This window comes from [Clostridium] symbiosum ATCC 14940 (genome assembly GCF_000466485.1).
In the GTDB taxonomy this organism is placed as follows: Bacteria; Bacillota; Clostridia; order Lachnospirales; family Lachnospiraceae; genus Otoolea; species Otoolea symbiosa.
Window position 1 is genome coordinate 1 of the sequence record NZ_KE992804.1, and the last position, 19227, is coordinate 19227.

Sequence of the window (19227 nt, forward strand, 5' to 3'; positions counted from 1 at the left end):
TCATAGAATTGGGGCGGGATTTTAACAAATCCCATCCCAACTATTGACAAAGAGCCTATAAAAATAATCTTGGTTTCAGTATAACAAAAAAGTCAGGACAAAACAAATGCAAATCTGCATCTATTTTGTCCTAACAATTGTGATGGAGCAGACGGGAGTTGAACCCGTGTCCAAAAACCAATTCCCTGTTCTTCTACTATCATAGTCCGTTCTTTGACATTCCCTCTATCCTGCGGAAACGAACATCCTCAGAACTTCAGTAGTCCCTGATACGACTAGCGGTCCGGAACCCTCCCACTATCGTTTCTCACATAGTCGATGCCAGATTCTTAAAGTGTGAGTGCTCTAAGGCTGACAACAGCCGAATTAGGCTGCGTAAGCTAATTTATTATTGTTAGCGTTTAATTTTAAGTTTGCCATTTAACGCATCGCATGCGGATAGCTTCACCAGCTGCATGATCCCTGTCGAAACCGGTACTGCCCCGTTTAACGGGTTTTATGCCCCATTATCATATCACTAACCGTATCGTCTGTCAATGGGGCCGGCCCGCAATTTTTTGCTATTTCCTGCCTGTAATACATCTATTCTCTGCCTTTTAATGACAGCCCACAACTCACATCCTTTTTTTGAGCCGGTTACCCGCCGCCTGCCAATGAGCTGTCATATTAAATTTCTGCTGCTGTCCAACGGTTTCTAGCTGTTTCTTGCCTTAAACTCGCGCTCAATCTCGCGCTTTGCATCTTTTTTTGCTATATCATCCCTCTTATCGTAGAGCTTTTTACCTCTTGCCAGTCCAATCTCCACCTTTACCAGACTGCCTTTGAAATAGACCTGAAGCGGGACCAGGGTATAGCCCTTTTCCTTTATCTTGGCCTGCAGCTTCCTGATTTCCAGCTTGTGCAGCAGCAGTTTCCTGCTGCGCAGCGGATCTTTATTGAAAATGTTGCCTTTTTCATAAGGACTGATATGCATACCGTAAACATAGACCTGGTTGTTCTCAATCTTAATAAAAGATTCCTTGATACTGCATTTACCCATACGGAGCGACTTTACCTCCGTACCAAACAGCTCAATTCCCGCCTCGTATTTTTCATCAATAAAGTAATCGTGGTATGCTTTCTTATTATTGGCAATTAATTTTACGCTCTCTTTTCCCATTTTGTTTCTTATCCTCCTGTTTTATTCCGCTATCTTGCCGTGTTTATATTGCCGGCCGGAATAAAGTCGATGGTCTTTGCAAAACGGTCGCAGCCTGTTACCTGCACCCGAATTGGCTGACCTAATTTATAAGTCCTTCTTGTCATCTCACCGATCAATTCGTAATGGAGTTCATCGAAAAGATAGTAATCGTCGCGCAGCTCATGGATATGCACCAGCCCCTCCACTGTATTCGGCAGCTCCACATAGAAACCCCAGTTGGTCACGCCGGAGATGACGCCTTCAAACTCTTCTCCGATGAACTGTTCCATATACTGGACTTTCTTCATCTTATCAGTCTCCCGCTCCGCCTCGTCCGCCCTCCGCTCAAGGGCCGACGTTTTGACCGATACCTCGGGAAGAATCTTTTCGTAATGAGACACTCGTTTTCCATCCATCTTTCCGTTCAGGCATTCCTTGATAATGCGGTGTATCTGAAGATCCGGGTACCGTCTGATAGGGGAAGTGAAATGAGTATAATATTTTGTCGCCAGGCCAAAATGCCCCGAATTCTGGGTAGTATATTTTGCCTGCTTCATGGAGCGCAGGGTCAGGCGGCTGATAAGAGCCTCCTCCGGCGTGCCTTCCACCTTATCAAGCAGCTTTTGCAGCTCCTTCGGATGCACCTCCCCACCGGGCATGCGGATTGTATAACCAAAATTATTGATGAATGTCCCCAGCTTCTTCATCTTTTCCTCATCAGGATTGTCATGTGTCCTGTAAAGGAACGGAATTTCCTGCCAGAAGTAATCCTCTGCCACCGTCTCGTTCGCGAGCAGCATAAAATCCTCAATCAGGCGGGTAGCCGCATTTCTGTCATAGGGTTTGATTTCGACAGGCCGGCCCTTCTCATCCAGTACGATCTTACTCTCCGGAAAATCGAAATCAATGGAACCGCGGCTGTGGCGTTTCTTCCTCAGAATATCGGCCAGTTCCTTCATCAGCTCAAACATACCGGTAAAGCCCTCATATTCCTTCATCGCTTCCGGATCATGCTCCGTAATCACTGCATTGACCGCCGTATATGTCATCCGCCTGTCTACACGGATTACTGTCTCGGCAATCTCATGTCCGGTTACAGTTCCCTTCTCATCGATATCCATCAGACAGCTGAGCGCAAGCCGGTCCTCTCCCTGGTTCAGGGAACAGATACCGTTGGACAGCTTATGGGGGAGCATCGGAATCACGCGGTCGGTCAGATACACGCTGGTTCCTCTCTTGAGCGCTTCCTCGTCTAGTGGACTGTGTTCTCTGACGTAGTGGGTGACATCGGCGATATGGACACCCAGTTCATATCCGCCCTGCGTTTTTTTAATTGTAATCGCATCATCCAGATCCTTTGCCTCCTCCCCGTCGATTGTGACGGTCTGAAGTTCTCTCAGATCCTTTCTTCCCGCCAGCTCCTCCGGCAGCACTTGATCCGGAATCCTCTTTAACTGTTCCGTCACTGCTTCCGGGAACTCCTCCGGCAGATTATAGGCCCGCACAATGGACAGGATATCAATCCCCGGATCGTTGATATGCCCCAGAATCTCTGTGATAACACCCTCAGACTTCTTTCCCTTACCGTCACCGAAATCTTTAATTCTGACAACCACTTTATGGCCGGTCACCGCTCCCGCGTCACACCCCTGGGGAATAAAAATGTCCTTTGAAACTTTCTGGTTATCCGGAATCACAAAACCGAATCCCTTGCTCTTTTCATAGATACCGACCAGATTATCATTGGCATGTTCCAGAACACGGACAACACAGCCTTCCGCCCGTTTCCCGTTATCTTCCTCCTCGATGACAATCTGCACCTTATCGCCATGCATGGCGCCGCCCGTCCTGTCACCGGGAATGAAGACATCCTTTTCTCTGCCTTCTACCGACACAAAGCCAAATCCCTTGGAGTGGCCGGTAAAAATGCCCGTCAGGGCAAATGTTTCCGGCCTGCCGAGTTTTCCTTTCGCGGACAGGCTGATCTGGCCTTCCTTTAACAGCGCATCTAGCACAGACTTAAGTTCCCTTCTCTGTTCCTTCGGTATATCGAGAAGTATTGCCAGTTCCTTCATCTTCATGGGGACGTAGGCTTTGTCATTCATCAGTGCCAGAATCATCTGCTTTCTTCTCAGAAATTCCTCATCCTTTTCAGGCTCAAAATACTCCCTGCCCCCGGACTTTTCTCGGTTCTTCGTATCTGCTGGCACACTTCCCGTCCTCTCCCGCCCTCTGTCTTTCTCAGTGCGGGAACTGATACGCTCTGTGTGTTTCTTCGGCTTTTTTCCGGGTTTTAATTTCTTTTTAATTTTATCCTTGATTTTCAATTTAATTCTCCATTAGTTTTCTTTTTCTTATTATGCAGGAAATTCTCCGGTTACATGCAAAAAAATACAAAATTTCCTTTCCTGTAAAGAAAAAACACCCCTGCTGCCAGGAGTGTCCGGATTACAATACTTTCAGGTTCAATATAAATGCAAGCACCAGCCAGAGAAATGCACCATATTTTGTCATCTTCTCCAACTTGCCTTCCATGGAACGGCTCTTATTCTTTCCCCAGTAGCTGTCTGCCATACCGCTGATGGAACCGGACAGGCCTGCGGATTTACCTTCCTGAAGTAAGATTACTACTGATAAAAATAAGCAAATCGCAACGAATAAAAAGGTGAGAATACCTCTTATCATTTTAGCACCTCCTATAGTCAAACAACTGTATCATACCATATTTTTTCCTGAAAGACAACCATTTGTTTGAAATATATATTTTGTCGTGAAGGCAGGTACCGGCGTCATCCCCAACTGCTTATCACAGTTCTCTAAAAGGCGCTCATATTACGGTAAACAGGTTCTCCCTCTAAAATTGTCATTACAGGAATAATCAGCTCGTTTCCTCTGACCTCTTTTCCCTTGACATCCACAAACACAATGTCCTTCTGTCTTCTCTCTAAAACTGCAATATTGGCAAAGGCGCCTGTTTTAAGGCAGCCGATTTTTCCTTCCATGCCCATCTGTTTTGCAGGTTCCGTTGTACAGCACGAAAGCACTTTTTCAAAAGACAGTCCGAGTCCCAGAAATCGTGACATCAGGTAAGGCAGGGAAACTGCCGGTTCAAAATGATGGGTGTTTTTTGTAAAATCTCCGGAAATTATATTTGGCTCAATCCCTGCCTGAATAGCTTTTCCTGCGCATTCGTGTCCAAAATGTCCTTTTCCGCATGCAGATTCCAGGATAATGCCTTTTTGAACCGCCCGTTTCATTTCCTCTGAAACACTTCCATCCTCCAATATTCCTTTTTGAGGTGTATAGACATGGCAAAAAATATCCCCTGGCCGCAAGATATCAATCAGCCCGCTTAATTCCCCTTGAAAATTCGGCATATGAACCGATAACGGAAGTCCGCAGCGCTTTGCGATTTCAATTCCCCGCCGCAGCGCATCAAAGCTGGTGGTTTGACTGTCCGTTGCAATCTCTGCGCTGATTCTAAGCTTAAGGCCGGCAATCAGATCGGAATATCGTTTGCATATCCTAAGTATTTTTTGCTCATTAAAATACTTTGGATTTATATTTTCATTGTGATCTCCGAGACAGCTGAGTCCCTCTGAGGCCAGGTTTAAATAGAGCTTCACATTTCTGCGCTCACGCTCGCTCAATAAGTGGATAAAGCTCTCTATATTGGAGTCACCTGCGCTGCCCGCATCGACTGCGTTTGTGACGCCATCTGAGAGGTACCGGTAAAACTCCAGCGCCGTATTCGTCCCGCCATGGTAAAAATGCGCATGGAAATCAATCAATCCCGGAGTGACGGCAAGTCCGGTTACATCCACTGTCTGGGACGCTTCCTCCTCTATCTTCCCGACACCTGTGATTCGTCCATCCTGTATCGCCACATCTCCTCTTTGTCCTGCATATCCGTTCGGAGGATCAAAGAGATATCCATTTTTTAAAATCAGATCCTGCATATTTCCCCTCTCTCACCCTGTTTTATTTCAGTGCGTCCTGATTCTGTACCGGACGGGAACTTTTCCCGGATAAAATATCACTTAATTTCCGCTCCGGATGCCAGAAGCAGACCCGCGCGATAATCAAAAACACTACTAAAAGAGCCACACTGATACCTAAAATAGTCCATTTTGAAGCCGCAAAAGCAAATGCCGGCATAAACATAATATATGGAAGCGACCATGGATAACAAAGCGCTGCTGATGCTGCTGCCGATTCCTGTCCACTTGTCTTAAATTCCGGGTCAACTACCCTTAAAAGCATCAGTCCGGTTGCCAGGACACCGCTCTCCAGGCCATAGCTTCCAAGCGCACGCTCGAACCAGTCCTCATCGAAGACTTTCCATGAAAAATAAAAGTTTACAAATAAATTTACCAGAACAACGACCGCGATCGTCACTACCATCGGAACCAGATAAAGTGCAAACACCTTTATCGAAAGTGTTGCAATCGCCGAGCATACAAGGAAATCAAGCGCCACTCCTGAAATACGGCTGATTGTCGCTCTGTCAATATAATCTCCAATCCCCATTTTTTTCATCACAAACGAGAGGAACGCGCCGCTGACCATTGCACAGGCAAATTCAGGTACATTGCTGAGAATCGGATGAATCGCAACTAATCCGACAGACAGTCCGTGGGCCATCAGCAGAATGATTCCGACAAAAGCAAGCTGCAGGGCCAGCGGATCCAGCGCATCATTGTAGGTTACGCCTGAACCGATAGAGCGTCTTTCTTCTTTCGGTACGATTCCCTCTTTAATTGAACGGGAAATATCCTGCGGTTTGGAAACGAGCTTCGCATACCCTCTGCGAACCCCGATGTTAATGATAAGCATACCTATAATAATACCGGACAGCAGACCGGCCGTTGCCATTGTATTCGATACCGATACACCATCAGCCCACCCGGCTGCTTCCAGCGCCGCTCCGGCTGCATTGGCCGTTCCGTGGCCCCCATGAAAGCCAAATACCGGCGTCAGGCCAAATGCCAGCGGAAGGTCCGTATAGAACGTCATCATTATGATGGTTACGATAAGTCCGGCCACAACCTGCGCCTGATGGGCAATACCGCCCACCGTAACGGCAGATAATGCTGTCTTTCCAAAATTTTTATTCTGTGCCGAACCAAAAAATGATACGCCCAGTACAATATTTACCAGCATTCCCGGCCATTTTGATATCGTGCCTCCGATAGGAAGGCTGAAAGGTGCAAATGAACCGAGGATCTGCGGCCCCAGCATCAAGCCGCAGAATCCTCCCAACAGCGAAGCCGGTATGTAAAGATTCTGCAGAAAGCGTACCTTTTTCCTGAGGAAAACACCTAACAGCAGCAAAATACTCAAAATCCCCAAATCATATAAAACCCTTGCAATCTCACTCATTCCCATTCTCCCTTCGTACTTTCATCATCTGAAATATTTCTTGTTTACAATATGTTCCGGTTCCTCTCCCTCTGATAATCTCAGGATATCATTTACCAGCATTGGAATTATAATATCTCCCAAATCAGCCGTTCCGCCTCCGATATGGGGAGTCACAATAATGTTCGGATTGCGAAGCAGTTCGTCCTGTGCGGACAGCGGTTCCCGCTCTACAACATCCAGACCGGCGCCGGATAACATTCCGGTACGCACCGCTTTTTCCAGAGCCACATCATCTACAAGGCCTCCCCGGGCCGTGTTAATTAAAATTGCCCCCTCTTTCATTTTTTTAATTTGTTCTTCCCCAATCATATGACGCGTCTCTTCAACAAGCGGCACATGGAGAGTTACGATATCAGACGTTTGCAGCAGCTCGTCCAATGGCAGATATGTCATCTTCCACTGTTCTTCCATCTCCTGCGGAAGCCGGACCGCATCATAATACTGAACCGAAGCGCCAAATGCCTGCACCTTCGCCGAAACCTGACGGCCAATGTTTCCGCCGCCGATAATGCCGACCCGTTTCTGATTCAGACAGTATGACTGGTTCAAAAATGTGTTCTTGCTCCAGATTCCGTTCTTCAAAGACTCCATATGGCACTGCAGTTTACGCCCCAGCGCCAGCATCAGCATCACTGTCAGTTCCGATACCGCATTTGCATTTGCCCCCGGCGTATTGGTTACCGGAATGCCTCTTTTTCCCGCTTCCTCTATATCAACAGAATCAAATCCGGCTCCCCAGCGCAGGATCATTTTTAACTTCGGATTCCTTTCAAACACCTCTTTCGGCGCCTTAAAAATCCGGAGGATGATAATTTCGGCATCCGTAACCGCATCAAATTGACTTTGTTCATTTACCTCCTCCAGCTCAAACTTCTGTTCCGGCAGGAGTTTTCTTAACTTTTCGTATGTCTGTTCCGGATAATTTCCCGCTAAAATAACTTTTATCATATCAGGCTCCTCCTTTTATCTGAGCGGCAATCGTCCGAATCATTTCTTCCGACGGCGCTTTCTGATCCTGCTTTGATACTTCAACAATCAAACGGAACAGATTGACATCCATTTCTTCTGAAATCTCCCGGAACCGTTTCACGAAACTGGAGTGGCAGCCGGAAAGACCCAGTGTCAAATCAAGAGGCGTCACAGGGTTATGATAATCATATCCCGCCATGGCCGGCTGCAGACGCTGTTCGATAAAATCAAGCATCTGATACAGGTCTGTCTCCATCATCTGATCATAACGGTTCATGATTGCCACGCAAATCTCCGTCGCCAGATTTCCTGCGCTCCTTGCCATTCCCATCAGGCCGCAGTCCAGAATGTCAATACCGTTTTGATAGGCAGCAACCGCGTTGGCAGCCGATAAGCCCAGGTTGTTATGACAGTGAAAAGCAACCGGAATCGCTACTGCCTCCTTTAACTTTTTCGTATATTCCGCCACCTGATTTGGCAGCATGGTACCAGCCGAATCCATAATCGTTATCTGATCAAGGCCTGCGTCTTCCAGCTTTTTTCCTTCCTCCGCCAGTTCTTCCGGCGTCAAAAGATATGCTTTCATTTGAGAATAGAAAGCCTTTAATCCGGCGCTTTTTATGTCTTTGACTGCCTGAACGGCTATATCGGCATCCCCGGCGTCAGCTCCGACCCTCAGGAAGGATAAACCGCTCTCCTTTGCAAGCGTCACATTTTTTTCACGGTATCTCTTTGCATTTAAAAACATTCCGAGCTCGGAGCCTCTGTCCAGATATTTTTTTGCAATCTCCAGATAAGTTTCATCCGTCTCCGCCGCCGTGAATCCGGCTACCTCATATGCGCCGATGCCTCCTGCATTTCCAAATTCTATGATTGGCACACGGCATGCTGTCAGGCCATCTAACACCATATCCGTGATTTCCGCTGAAAACCCTTTTCCGACCACATTGGCGCCATCCCGCAGCGTGCAGTCCATTAATACGACTTTTTTCATGCTTCCCTCCTGTAATTACAGAATATTATATGTTTTTTCATTCTTTTTTCTCTATTTTTGTGATCATAATATCACCAAATTATGTCAATGTCTAACAGTATTATTTTCATATTTTCACAATATAAATATTGTGGTATCAGATACAAAAACCTGCCGCCACACAGCCCTTTTCCACCAGGCTGCCTGACGGCAGGTTTTATGCATTATCTTCTTATCCGTGTTCAGAGAGAAATGACAGCGGTACGGCCGGCACTCTTATCGGAGCTGCTCTTCAATCCTCAAAAGCTGGTTATATTTCGCCACACGATCGGAACGGCACGGCGCTCCGGTTTTAATCTGTCCGGAATTTACCGCTACTGCAATATCGGCTATGAAGGAATCCTCCGTCTCGCCCGAACGGTGGGAAATCACTGTGGTATATCCCGCTTTTTTCGCCATCTCTATGGCATCAAAGCTCTCTGTCAGCGTACCTATCTGGTTTACTTTGACAAGGATAGAGTTGGCCACACCCTCTTTGATTCCTCTGCTGAGCCTCTTGGTATTTGTAACGAAGAGATCGTCTCCCACCAGCTGAATCTTCTTACCGAGTTCATCCGTCAGCCGTTTCCAGCCCTCCCAGTCATCTTCCTGGAGGCCGTCCTCGATGGAACAGATGGGGAATTTGCCTATCAGTCTCTTATAATAGTCCACCATCTCCCCGGCCGTGCGCCGTATCTCCCGGCCGTTCATCGCAGTCTCACCCGGGAACAGGTACAGTCCGCTGGCCTCATCGTAAAGCTCGCTGGATGCGGCGTCGATGGCGATTTTAATGTCGTAGCCGGGATGATAACCGCTTTTCTCGACCGCCTTTACGATCGTCTCCAGCACTTCCTCGGCATTTTTAAGATTTGGGGCAAATCCTCCCTCGTCGCCGATAGCCGTACTGTATCCGCCCTCATTTAATACCTTTTTCAGTGTGTGGTAAATTTCCGAACACATTCTCAAACCTTCGGAAAAGCCGGATGCCCCGACAGGCATAATCATGAATTCCTGCAAATCCACCGTATTGTCCGCATGGCGGCCGCCGTTCAGGATATTCATCATCGGAACAGGCAGCGTCGATGCCCCGATTCCTCCGAGATACCGGTACAGCGGGATATGAAGGCCTTCGGCCGCAGCTCTTGCAACGGCCATCGATACACCGAGAATCGCGTTGGCTCCCAGTTTTTCCTTGTTTTCCGTTCCGTCGGCATCTATCATAAGCCGGTCTATTTTTCTCTGCTCCAGCGCATTTTCAAACAGAACCGTCTCGCCGATTACATTGACGATATTGCCTGCGGCGGTGCTTACTCCAAGTCCATGATACCGTGTATCACGGTCCCTCAGTTCCACCGCTTCGAATTTACCGGTGGATGCCCCTGAGGGTACCGCCGCCCTGCCTACCGCTCCATTTTCCAGTGTTACTTCTGCTTCTATCGTAGGGTTCCCGCGGGAATCCAGAATCTCCCGCCCCTTGACACTGACTATCTCAAATTCATTATTCATTTCTAACCGCCTCCTGATTTACTTTCTTTCTGTAAGAATAGCCTTTTTTTCCCCATTTTATGCCTCCTGTAATTTCCAGAAAAAGGAACCGGTCTGCCGGCGAACTCTGCCTGGAATATTTCGTTGGAAAAAAACGGCGGGCATTAATTTCTGCCCGCCAATTCATATCTCGTTTTTTTCATCGATACTTCATATTTCCTGAAGGTTCCTCTTCCTCCTGTCTTTGCCGCGAACAGCGCTATATCGGCTTTCTCATATAATTCATCGAAACCGGTTCCCTGCTCCGGAGCCATGGCATAACCGGCTGAAACGGAAAATATCATTTTCCTTCCGTCATTCTCACAGCTCATAGCCATGTCCTCTATCATCTGTGTAATCTTCCTGTTCAAATCTTTCTCACAGATATTTTTACAGAGAACAAGGAATTCATCGCCTCCAATCCGGCAGATTATATCGTCTGCCCGGAAAAAGCTTTTCAGCTTTTTTGCATTGCCTGCGATAACCGAATCCCCGAACACATGGCCGAATACGTCGTTTACCAGCTTGAAATTATCTAAATCAAGCATAATCAGGGCCGCTGTCTGCCCATCCATACTGCTCAGGAAACTTTTGATTCTGGGTATCGCCGTCTGCCTGTTATAAAGGCCCGTCAGCGCATCCGTCTCCGCCATTCTGGTCAGACGTTCCTCCTGTTCGCGAAGCAGCTCCAGCGCTTTTCTATTGGCTCTGCTCTCAATCGCCGCATTCTTTTCCCTCGTAATATCGATATAGTAACCGACCGCCTTGACAGGTTTTCCTGAGCTGCTGCATATCGTCTCGCATACCACCCGGTACCACTTCCGGTTCTCCCCCTCCCGCTGTATCTCAAATTCACAGCTGAGTCCCGTATTGTCCCTGTTTTGATATACGCGGGAAATATAGCGAAGGAAATCTTCCCTGTGCTCCCCAGATACCACATTCCAGTTTTTTGCGGTTTCAGAAAAATGTTCGATCACCTGGATACTGACATTTTTTCCCAGTTCGGCGGCGCCGGCTGGTTTCGGCAGGCCGGATACCTGGCTCAGATACAGAATATTGTTTTCTATATCCCAGTCCAGACTGTTAATCCCTGCCTGACGCAGAATACTTTCCATCTTTTTTCTCACAAGCCACAATTCCTGTTCTTTTTCCTTGATATAAGTGACATCGGCGCAGATACAGAGATAGACAATTCCGTCCGCTCCTTCACTGATATATCTTGCATCCAGGCTTATCCAGGCAGGCGGTTCACCGGGCACCGTGATACAGGTGACATCCTGAAAGCTTTTTCTGCGGAGAACTGCCTGTTTCAGCCGCTCCTCCAGGCTTTCCGTTCCGTTTCCCGCCGCGTTTTCACTGACCCCGGCTGCAAACATGGCTCTGTATGCGGACTCTGTATAGGGCCAGCGGCTGAATAAACCTTTGGCGAGAACCTGGGAATATAGACAATCATTCCTGTATGTAAGCAGATAAACGGACTCCGGCATATGTTTCATAAGCAGTTTCATCTTATTGCGCAGTTCCACCGTCTCCGTGACGTCGAGTACCACTCCCTGAAGAAAAGTCTTGCCGCCGTACTCCATGTAGCGGCTCTGGTCAATTACCCATATATATCCATTCTTACCTAGCATTCTGTACTCCAGATCGTGGACTTCCTCACACTCCTTCAGATATTCAACCCCCTGGATTACGTTGCTCCGGTCATCCGGATGAACCATATTGATAAATTTGTCGTTAAATTTATCTTTAATTTCCTGTCTGGTATATCCGAAAATCCCCAGAAAACGGTTGCTGATATAAATAAAAGGAAAACCAGGTGATTTGGCACACCTGTGATATCCGCCCGGCATATCATTGTACATAAAATGCAGTTCCTGATTCTGGCGCAGAAGCGCCGCGTTTCTCTCCGAAAGCTGCTGCTGTACAAACATGGTTTCCGAAATATCGGTGCAGGCACTGACAATCGCCAAACGACCGTCCTCGGCGCGCACCACCTTTCCTTTGTCGAGCGTCCAGAACCAGGTTCCGTCCTTTTTCGGCATCCGATAGGTTGTCGTATATTCCAGTCCTGCGTAATATTCAGAGCCGATATCCTTTGCCACCTGTTCCCGGTCATCCGGGTGGATTGTGTTTAACACCAGCCCGCCGATCGCTTTGGACAATTCATCATAGGAATCATACCCCAGCAGTTTCACCATCTCATAGTTGGCAAAATAAAGCGGAAAACCTTCTTCACAGTATCCTCCAATCATTCCTCCCGGCGTCATCTGGGCAAAAATCGCTGCCGCCGCCCTCCTGTTTTCTTCCGCCAGCTTCATAAACGCCGTATTTCTGTCGGAGATATTAACGACGGCTGCCAAAGCCCTCTGGGAAGATTCAAGCTGCTGCTCCTTCCGCTTCTGCTGTGAGATATCGCTGACCGAACCGTAGAACAGCCTGTGTCCGTCCTGCTCTCTCAGGAAAAAGGCCCGAAGATGCATCCACATGATGCTGCCGTCGCCTTTCAGGTACCGCAGTTCCCCCTCCCCTCCCCGGAATCTGTCTTTGCAGGCAGCTCCAAAGATTTTAAAAAGCTCCTCCCTGTCTTCCTGGTAAACATCATTCACAACATTTTTATGCCGCTCTTCCAGCTCCACCGCGCTTGTCCCTGTGATTTTGCAGTACTGCTCATTTACCCTCAAAAGCTCCACCTGGTTTCCGGACATGTCATACAGGCCGAAGCCGCCAAGGATATTATTGAGCATAGTCTCACTGAAGATATCATCATGCACCAGCTCCCTGGCCTGTATCCGGTTAATGGCTTTTGCCGTTATTCCCCGGAAATCAATATTATCTTCATCCGCCAGGATGACCTCGCACTGCGGCGCAGGCATCGGACGGTAAAAATAATAACCCTGCCCGTAGATACAGCCCATATCCAGCAGAAGCTCTGCCTGTTCCCTGGTTTCCACTCCCTCCGCGATCATCCGAAGCTCCATAAATCTGGCCATATTGATGATTGTCTCCAGGATTCCCGTCCCCCTGCCCGGGCTTTGTTCATACATTTTAAGGAACTTCATATCGATTTTGAGCACATCCACCATGACGTCGTTCAGCATATTCAGGGAGGAGTATCCGCTTCCGAAATCATCCATGAATACCAGGAACCCGGCAGACCGCAGATTCTCTATTACGCCTGTAAAAATATCATACTGCTCCGCATAGGCGCTCTCCGTGATCTCTATTTCCAGCAGACTCGGATCCAGATTATATTTTGTCACCAGATTGCAAAAGCATTCCACAACATCAATCGTGTAAATGTCCACCCTTGAGACATTGACGGATACGGGAACCGGCTTTCTTCCGCTGTCTATCCAGCTTCGCAGCCTGATACAGACATTCTCCCAGATATGAAGGTCCAGGCTGGCAATTAAGCCGTTGCTTTCCAGAAGCGGAATAAACTCTCCCGGTGAGATCACCCCCCTCTCCGGATGGTTCCATCTGACCAGTGTCTCGAGCCCGACAATCTTTCCGTTCGTCATATTGCACTGCGGCTGAAGGTAAAAGGTAAATTCATCATTATTGAGCGCACGCTGCACTTCTGAAAGCAGGAGGTGATCCTCCTCCATCTTTTCAAGCATTCTACTGTCATACCGGCAGACACGGTGGGCATAATTGCCCTTTACCGAGGCCAGCGCGACCGTAGCTCTGTCGTACATCGTGCTGACCGGAATATTCTTATTTTCAATGGCGTACAGTCCAAATGCAGGAAGAAAACCGGCATTTTTACCGTACAGCTTCACAAACCCCATGATCTTATTCTGAAGTCGCTCAAGCATCTTTCCGTCATCCGGCAATATGATCACAAAATCGTCGCCCCCCATATAACCGGCGATTCCCCGGTTCTCATCCTGGGCTTTTTTCAAATGCTGGGCAATGTTAATTAAAAACCGGTCGCCCTCTGCTTCCCCGTACCACTGGTTAAATAATTTAAAATGTTCAATGTCAATAACCATCAGGCAGTAGCTCTTATCCTCAATCTCCCTGAGAAAACTCTCTGCCGTACGGAAGAACTCCGAACGGCGGTAAAGACCCGTCAGCGGATCCTTCCCGTCTGCATTTTTATCCTTTCCTGACAGCTCCTCTTCTTTCCGCATCTGTTCGTCTATGTCCTGGATAAAGCACATCAGGATCTTGTCGTCATGCTCTCCCTGGATAAGCGGCACTACGATCTGGATAACCCAGCAGTAGCTTCCGTCTGTTTTTAATTTACGCAGCCGTTTTTTAAGGATATGGTCCTCCCCCTCTTCCTGCAGACATGCCGCCATCCTGTCCAGGGACCAGAATTCCAGAAATTCCTCCCTGTCGTCAGGATGGATCATATGCGTGACTACCTCGTCCAGCATCGCCCCCAGAGAGCCCTCCTCTGCCGGTATCACATATTTCCCTGCCAGATGATAGAGAATTTTATACGTATCCCGGGTCAGGTTCAATTCAAACAATTCATCGTAAGCCGATATACTGGTAAGATTATAAAATAAATTCTTATTAACCTCGCGAATTCCGGTCGTGATAACCATGGTGCAGGCGCCATGGCCCGGCCATTCGATGTTTCCCCCGCTGACCTCCACCCATCTCTGGATCACCTTGTTATAAAGCACCCCGCTCTTCGCCTCATCCTTCGCAACCGGGCAGTCACGGCATGGCTCCTCTTCCCGGCAAAGCGCTTCGTAACATCGTTCCCCGCAGCACAGAAACGGAAATGTCTGCCTTATTTTGTCATTAAAGTATACGATTCGGTATTGATCATCTATAATATAAATTCCGGTATCTTCTTTGTTTGAAATTCTTCCCATAGCTTCCCCACCTTGTGTCTTTGCCGGCATACTTCGACAGCAATATTTACAAATAATTATAAACTTTTTATACCTGTTCCGTCAATATTTTCCACTTTTTTATCATATATAAGTAAAATTTTACAAATTTCGAAACTTGTTTTTTATTTGTATAGACGATAGCCGAACCTGCAGGATCCGCCTCAGGTCACTTTCTTACAACGATAACCTGCCCGCTCCGCACAGGCCGCTGCCTTCAAAAAGAGGCACCCGGCCATGGCTGACGAATCAGCTGTGGCCGGGTGCCTCTTACCTGCTTGATTTAACTTCTAAGTTCGATTCCAAGACCTTGCAGGCCGTTCAGAATCTTATTCATAACCGTATTTACTTCTTTATCCTCCAGCGTGTGATCGTTAGCCCTGAAGGTGATTGAGTAAGCGATAGATTTATAACCGGCAGTGATCTGGCTACCCTCATAGATATCAAAAAGCTTGTAGCTCTCCAGGATCTTTCCGCCTCTCTGTTCAATGATATCTTCCACCTGACCGGCCAGGATCTCTTTTTTCATCACCATGCTGATATCCCTTGTCACAGCCGGATATTTGGCGATTCCGGTGTACTTATGGTCAAAGGTGGCATTGGGCAGGATGGACGGCATATCGAGAACCGCCACATACGTCTTCTCACCCAGTTTGTAATTATCGGCAACATCGGGATGGATTTCCCCCAGATATCCGACACTTGTTCCGTCGTAAATGATCTCCGCCTGCCGGCCCGGATGCAGGAATGCTTTGCCCGCCTCCGGATTATAATGCGGCTTTTTCTTCATTCCGATTTTGTCGAAAAATTCTTCAACTACACCCTTCATCGTATAGAAGTCCCCGCTGCCGTACATGCCCAGCGTAAACTGCTGGCGCTCGTCGGGAAGCTCGGCCAGCGGAAGCTCTTTAGGAATATAGATCGTAGCCAGCTCATAGAGACGCACATCTTTATTTCTCCTGTTGTAATTGGTGGACAGGGAGGTGAGCATGCCGTTTAACGGCAGTGTACGCATAATACTGAAATCCTCTCCCAGCGGATTGGAGATTGTGATTGCATTTCTGAGCCCGCTGTCTGCCGGAAGCATCAGCTTATCAAATACCTTTGGGCTTTCAAAGGAATACGTCATGCTCTGGCTGAATCCTGAAAACTCCGCAATCTCCCTGGCCACTTCTTCCACCCTCAGCTTAAAGGACAGTTTTCCTGTTGTAGCCTCACCGGTCGGGAGAGAGGTCGGAATCACATCGTATCCGTAGAACCGCGCCACTTCCTCCGCCAGATCCGCCATGCAGTGTATATCCTGTCTCCAGCTAGGCACAATCACTTCACCCGTTTCTTTATCATAGTCCAGTTCCACCCGTCCCAGGTATTCAAGCATTGTGTCTGCCGCGATGTCCGTTCCCAGAAGCCGGTTGATTTTCTCCGGTTCGAATTTCACTCTGTTGCCTTCTCTTTTTACCGGATAGACATCAATGATTCCGCCTACCACTTCACCAGCTCCCAGTTCCTCAATCAACTGGCAGGCGCGGTCGATTGCGGCTTTTGCCGTATTCGGATCGAGCCCCTTTTCGAATTTGCCCGACGCATCGGTCCGAAGTCCCACACGTTTTGAGGAAAGACGGATATTCGTACCATCAAAGCAGGCTGCCTCAAAAACCATGGTCTTTACATTATCTGTGATTTTTGAGTTTTCACCACCCATAATTCCGGCAATTCCCACTTCCTTCTCCGCATCATTGATCATCAGGACACGGCTGTCCAGCTTCCGCTCCTGTCCGTCCAGAGTCTGGAACACATCTCCGTCTTTTGCACATTTTACAATGATTTTATGACCGCCGATTTGATCGTAATCAAATGCATGCATCGGCTGTCCGTATTCTTCCATCACGTAATTCGTAATATCAACAATATTGTTGATTGGACGGATTCCGCTTGCAGCGAGACGTCTCTGCATCCAGACCGGCGATGGCGCTATTTTTATATTTTTCACCATTCTTGCACAGTATCTCGGACAAAGCCCGGTATCCTCCACGGATACTTCCAGATAATCATGGATATCTTCGCTGTTTCCCGTATCCGTCACAACCGGAGGCATGAATTTCTTATTAAATGTGGCAGCCGCCTCCCTGGCAACACCGATAACGCTGTAGCAGTCCACGCGGTTGGATGTGATTTCATACTCAAATACCACGTCGCGCAGTCCCAGAATCTCCACCGCATCCGCACCCACTTCACAATCGTCAGGGAGGATATAGATGCCTGATTCAGGAGTATCCGGATACATTTCACGGCTGGATCCCAGTTCCTCGATGGAACACATCATTCCGTATGATTCAATTCCTCTGAGTTTTCCTTTTTTAATCTTGATTCCGTCTTCCGGAAGCGGGCCGCCGTCATGCCCTCCTGCAACCCGGCCGCCGTCCCGTACAACCGGAACTTTATCCCCCTCTTTCACGTTCGGCGCTCCGGTTACGATCTGGATGGATTCTTCTCCGACATTGACCTGACAGATAATCAGTTTATCTGCATCCGGATGGCGTTCTATCTTTGTAATCTGGCCAACCACAATCTTTTCCAGATTTTTATCAAGGCACTCATAGCCCTCTACTTTTGTTCCGCTTAAGGTCATGGCGTCGGTATACTCCTGAGCCGTTACGTCTAAGTCCGGAACATATGCTTTAATCCAGGATAATGCTGTGTTCATTTCTATCTCCTCTGCTCTTTCATCATCTAATCCGTAACATTTCAAACAACATGAACTGTTACTCTTATCCGCTCATTAAAACTGCTTCAGGAAACGGATATCATTTTCATATAAAAGTCTCATGTCGTCTATCTCGTATTTCAACAGCGCAATTCGCTCCAGTCCCACACCGAAGGCAAACCCTGAATACTCCTCGGGATCAATGCCGCTCATCTCCAGAACATGGGGATGTACCATACCGCAGCCCAGGATCTCAATCCAGCCGGAGCCTTTGCAGAAACGGCAGCCCTTTCCGCCGCATTTAAAGCACGTTACGTCCACCTCGGCACTCGGCTCCGTGAATGGGAAATGATGGGGGCGGAACTTAACCTTTGTCTCCGGTCCGAATAATTCCCTGGCAAATTCAGCCAGCGTCCCTTTTAAATCGGCAAATGTGATGTTTTTATCAATTACAAGTCCCTCAATCTGATGGAAGGACGGAGAATGAGTTGCATCCACCTCATCGGAACGGAATACGCGTCCCGGTGCGATCATACGGATCGGGAGTTTTCCCTGCTCCATTGTCCGTACCTGAACCGGCGATGTCTGGGTCCTTAATACGATTTCCTTATTAATATAGAAAGTATCCTGTTCATCCTTTGCCGGATGGTTTGCCGGAATATTCAGTTTTTCAAAGTTATACAGATCATGTTCCACTTCCGGGCCTTCCACAACCTCATATCCCATGCCCACAAAAATGCGCTCCACTTCCTCCAGCGCAATGGTATTCGGATGGCTGTGTCCCACATTGCCTTTTTCAGCAGGAAGCGTAACATCGATTACTTCCCGTTTCATCTGCTCTTCTCTGGCTTTTCTGGCCAGAACGTTTTTTGTCTCCTCCAGCTTCGCCTCAATCAGCGCTCTGGCCTCGTTGACCATCTGTCCTACCTTTGGCCGCTCCTCCGGCGAGACGTCTTTCATACTCTTTAATACACTTGTCAGCTCGCCTTTCTTCCCCAGGTAAGCAACACGGATATCATTTAATCTCTCCAGCGCATCGGAAGCTTCAATCTGTTTTAACGCTTCTTCTTTAATCTTTTCTAATTGCTCTCTCATATTGACTCCTTTTTGAAGTGTGAATTTGAAACGGCCCACAGATAAATTACGCCGTCTGCAACATAAAAAGCCCCGTCTCTTCGCAATTGCGAAGGGACGAGGCATCAAGCTCGCGGTACCACCCTGTTTCCTGCCATGCAGGCTCTTATCTTATACGTAACGTGTATGATCCGTCACAGCCTACTGAATGTATCACGGTTCGGCCATGCAGCTCCGGTGGGAAATTCGAACACTTATCTGAACCTGAAGGAACTTACAGCCGGTGATTCCTTCTCTCTGATGGGAAATAAGATTCTACTGACACTTTCGCAGCCTTTTTCTATAGGGATTTCTGTTAAACTTAGGTAATATTTTAGCACATCTCTTTTATTTGTCAAGTAGGAATTTCTTTTGTGTCTGCAAAGTGAAATTTAATTGAAAATGGAGGACGCGTCCGGAACGGATCATGTCCGGTGTGGTGAGGGGG

The 19227-nt window shown here is 47.8% G+C and carries 11 protein-coding genes, 1 other RNA gene and 1 other annotated feature; all 12 genes read right to left on the reverse strand.

The window, feature by feature from the left end:
• Window positions 1-140 precede the first annotated feature (140 nt).
• The 12 genes from ssrA to pheS all read right to left on the reverse strand — a co-directional run bounded on the left by ssrA (window position 141) and on the right by pheS (window position 18761).
• Window positions 141-484: a transfer-messenger RNA gene (gene ssrA / locus CLOSYM_RS22160) on the reverse strand.
• 210 nt (window positions 485-694) lie between these two features.
• Window positions 695-1159: an SsrA-binding protein SmpB gene (smpB, locus tag CLOSYM_RS02145; RefSeq protein ID WP_003507728.1), complete on the reverse strand. Its 465-nt coding sequence runs from the start codon at window positions 1157-1159 to the stop codon at window positions 695-697.
• A 29-nt stretch (window positions 1160-1188) separates the two neighbouring features.
• Window positions 1189-3300: a ribonuclease R gene (gene rnr / locus CLOSYM_RS02150; protein ID WP_181900377.1), complete on the reverse strand. Its 2112-nt coding sequence runs from the start codon at window positions 3298-3300 to the stop codon at window positions 1189-1191.
• 328 nt (window positions 3301-3628) lie between these two features.
• Window positions 3629-3865 (reverse strand): preprotein translocase subunit SecG, encoded by a 237-nt coding sequence (secG, locus tag CLOSYM_RS02155; RefSeq protein WP_003507730.1) that lies wholly within the window; start codon window positions 3863-3865, stop codon window positions 3629-3631.
• 131 nt (window positions 3866-3996) lie between these two features.
• Entirely contained in the window at window positions 3997-5139 is a 1143-nt protein-coding gene (locus CLOSYM_RS02160; protein ID WP_021640763.1) for an amidohydrolase family protein, read from the reverse strand.
• Window positions 5140-5161: 22 nt separating this feature from the next.
• Window positions 5162-6562 carry a sodium/glutamate symporter gene (locus CLOSYM_RS02165; RefSeq protein ID WP_004462085.1) on the reverse strand — a complete coding sequence of 467 codons (1401 nt, stop codon included), beginning with the start codon at window positions 6560-6562 and terminating at the stop codon, window positions 5162-5164.
• A 24-nt stretch (window positions 6563-6586) separates the two neighbouring features.
• A complete protein-coding gene (locus CLOSYM_RS02170; protein WP_021640765.1) occupies window positions 6587-7552 on the reverse strand; it encodes a 2-hydroxyacid dehydrogenase in 966 nt (321 codons plus the stop codon).
• A gap of 1 nt (window position 7553) precedes the next feature.
• On the reverse strand, window positions 7554-8567 hold the full coding sequence (locus CLOSYM_RS02175; RefSeq protein WP_021640766.1) for a beta/alpha barrel domain-containing protein: 1014 nt from the start codon (window positions 8565-8567) through the stop codon (window positions 7554-7556).
• A gap of 255 nt (window positions 8568-8822) precedes the next feature.
• A complete protein-coding gene (eno, locus tag CLOSYM_RS02180) occupies window positions 8823-10091 on the reverse strand; it encodes a phosphopyruvate hydratase (RefSeq protein WP_021640768.1) in 1269 nt (422 codons plus the stop codon).
• 143 nt (window positions 10092-10234) lie between these two features.
• Window positions 10235-14944 carry an EAL domain-containing protein gene (locus tag CLOSYM_RS02185; RefSeq protein ID WP_044902059.1) on the reverse strand — a complete coding sequence of 1570 codons (4710 nt, stop codon included), beginning with the start codon at window positions 14942-14944 and terminating at the stop codon, window positions 10235-10237.
• A gap of 301 nt (window positions 14945-15245) precedes the next feature.
• Window positions 15246-17666, reverse strand: a complete 2421-nt coding sequence (pheT, locus tag CLOSYM_RS02190) for a phenylalanine--tRNA ligase subunit beta (protein ID WP_044902060.1) — start codon at window positions 17664-17666, stop codon at window positions 15246-15248.
• 75 nt (window positions 17667-17741) lie between these two features.
• Entirely contained in the window at window positions 17742-18761 is a 1020-nt protein-coding gene (pheS, locus tag CLOSYM_RS02195) for a phenylalanine--tRNA ligase subunit alpha (RefSeq protein ID WP_003507739.1), read from the reverse strand.
• 89 nt (window positions 18762-18850) lie between these two features.
• Window positions 18851-19080 (reverse strand) — a binding site (T-box leader).
• Window positions 19081-19227 lie beyond the last annotated feature (147 nt).

Bases quoted from the DNA above. Each gene is read 5' to 3' on its own strand.
- smpB (WP_003507728.1), bottom strand. From the start codon at position 1,159: ATGGGAAAAGAGAGCGTAAAATTAATTGCCAATAATAAGAAAGCATAC.
- rnr (WP_181900377.1), bottom strand. From the start codon at position 3,300: ATGATTCTGGCACTGATGAATGACAAAGCCTACGTCCCCATGAAGATG.
- secG (WP_003507730.1), bottom strand. From the start codon at position 3,865: ATGATAAGAGGTATTCTCACCTTTTTATTCGTTGCGATTTGCTTATTT.
- CLOSYM_RS02160 (WP_021640763.1), bottom strand. From the start codon at position 5,139: ATGCAGGATCTGATTTTAAAAAATGGATATCTCTTTGATCCTCCGAAC.
- CLOSYM_RS02165 (WP_004462085.1), bottom strand. From the start codon at position 6,562: ATGAGTGAGATTGCAAGGGTTTTATATGATTTGGGGATTTTGAGTATT.
- CLOSYM_RS02170 (WP_021640765.1), bottom strand. From the start codon at position 7,552: ATGATAAAAGTTATTTTAGCGGGAAATTATCCGGAACAGACATACGAA.
- CLOSYM_RS02175 (WP_021640766.1), bottom strand. From the start codon at position 8,567: ATGAAAAAAGTCGTATTAATGGACTGCACGCTGCGGGATGGCGCCAAT.
- eno (WP_021640768.1), bottom strand. From the start codon at position 10,091: ATGAATAATGAATTTGAGATAGTCAGTGTCAAGGGGCGGGAGATTCTG.
- CLOSYM_RS02185 (WP_044902059.1), bottom strand. From the start codon at position 14,944: ATGGGAAGAATTTCAAACAAAGAAGATACCGGAATTTATATTATAGAT.
- pheT (WP_044902060.1), bottom strand. From the start codon at position 17,666: ATGAACACAGCATTATCCTGGATTAAAGCATATGTTCCGGACTTAGAC.
- pheS (WP_003507739.1), bottom strand. From the start codon at position 18,761: ATGAGAGAGCAATTAGAAAAGATTAAAGAAGAAGCGTTAAAACAGATT.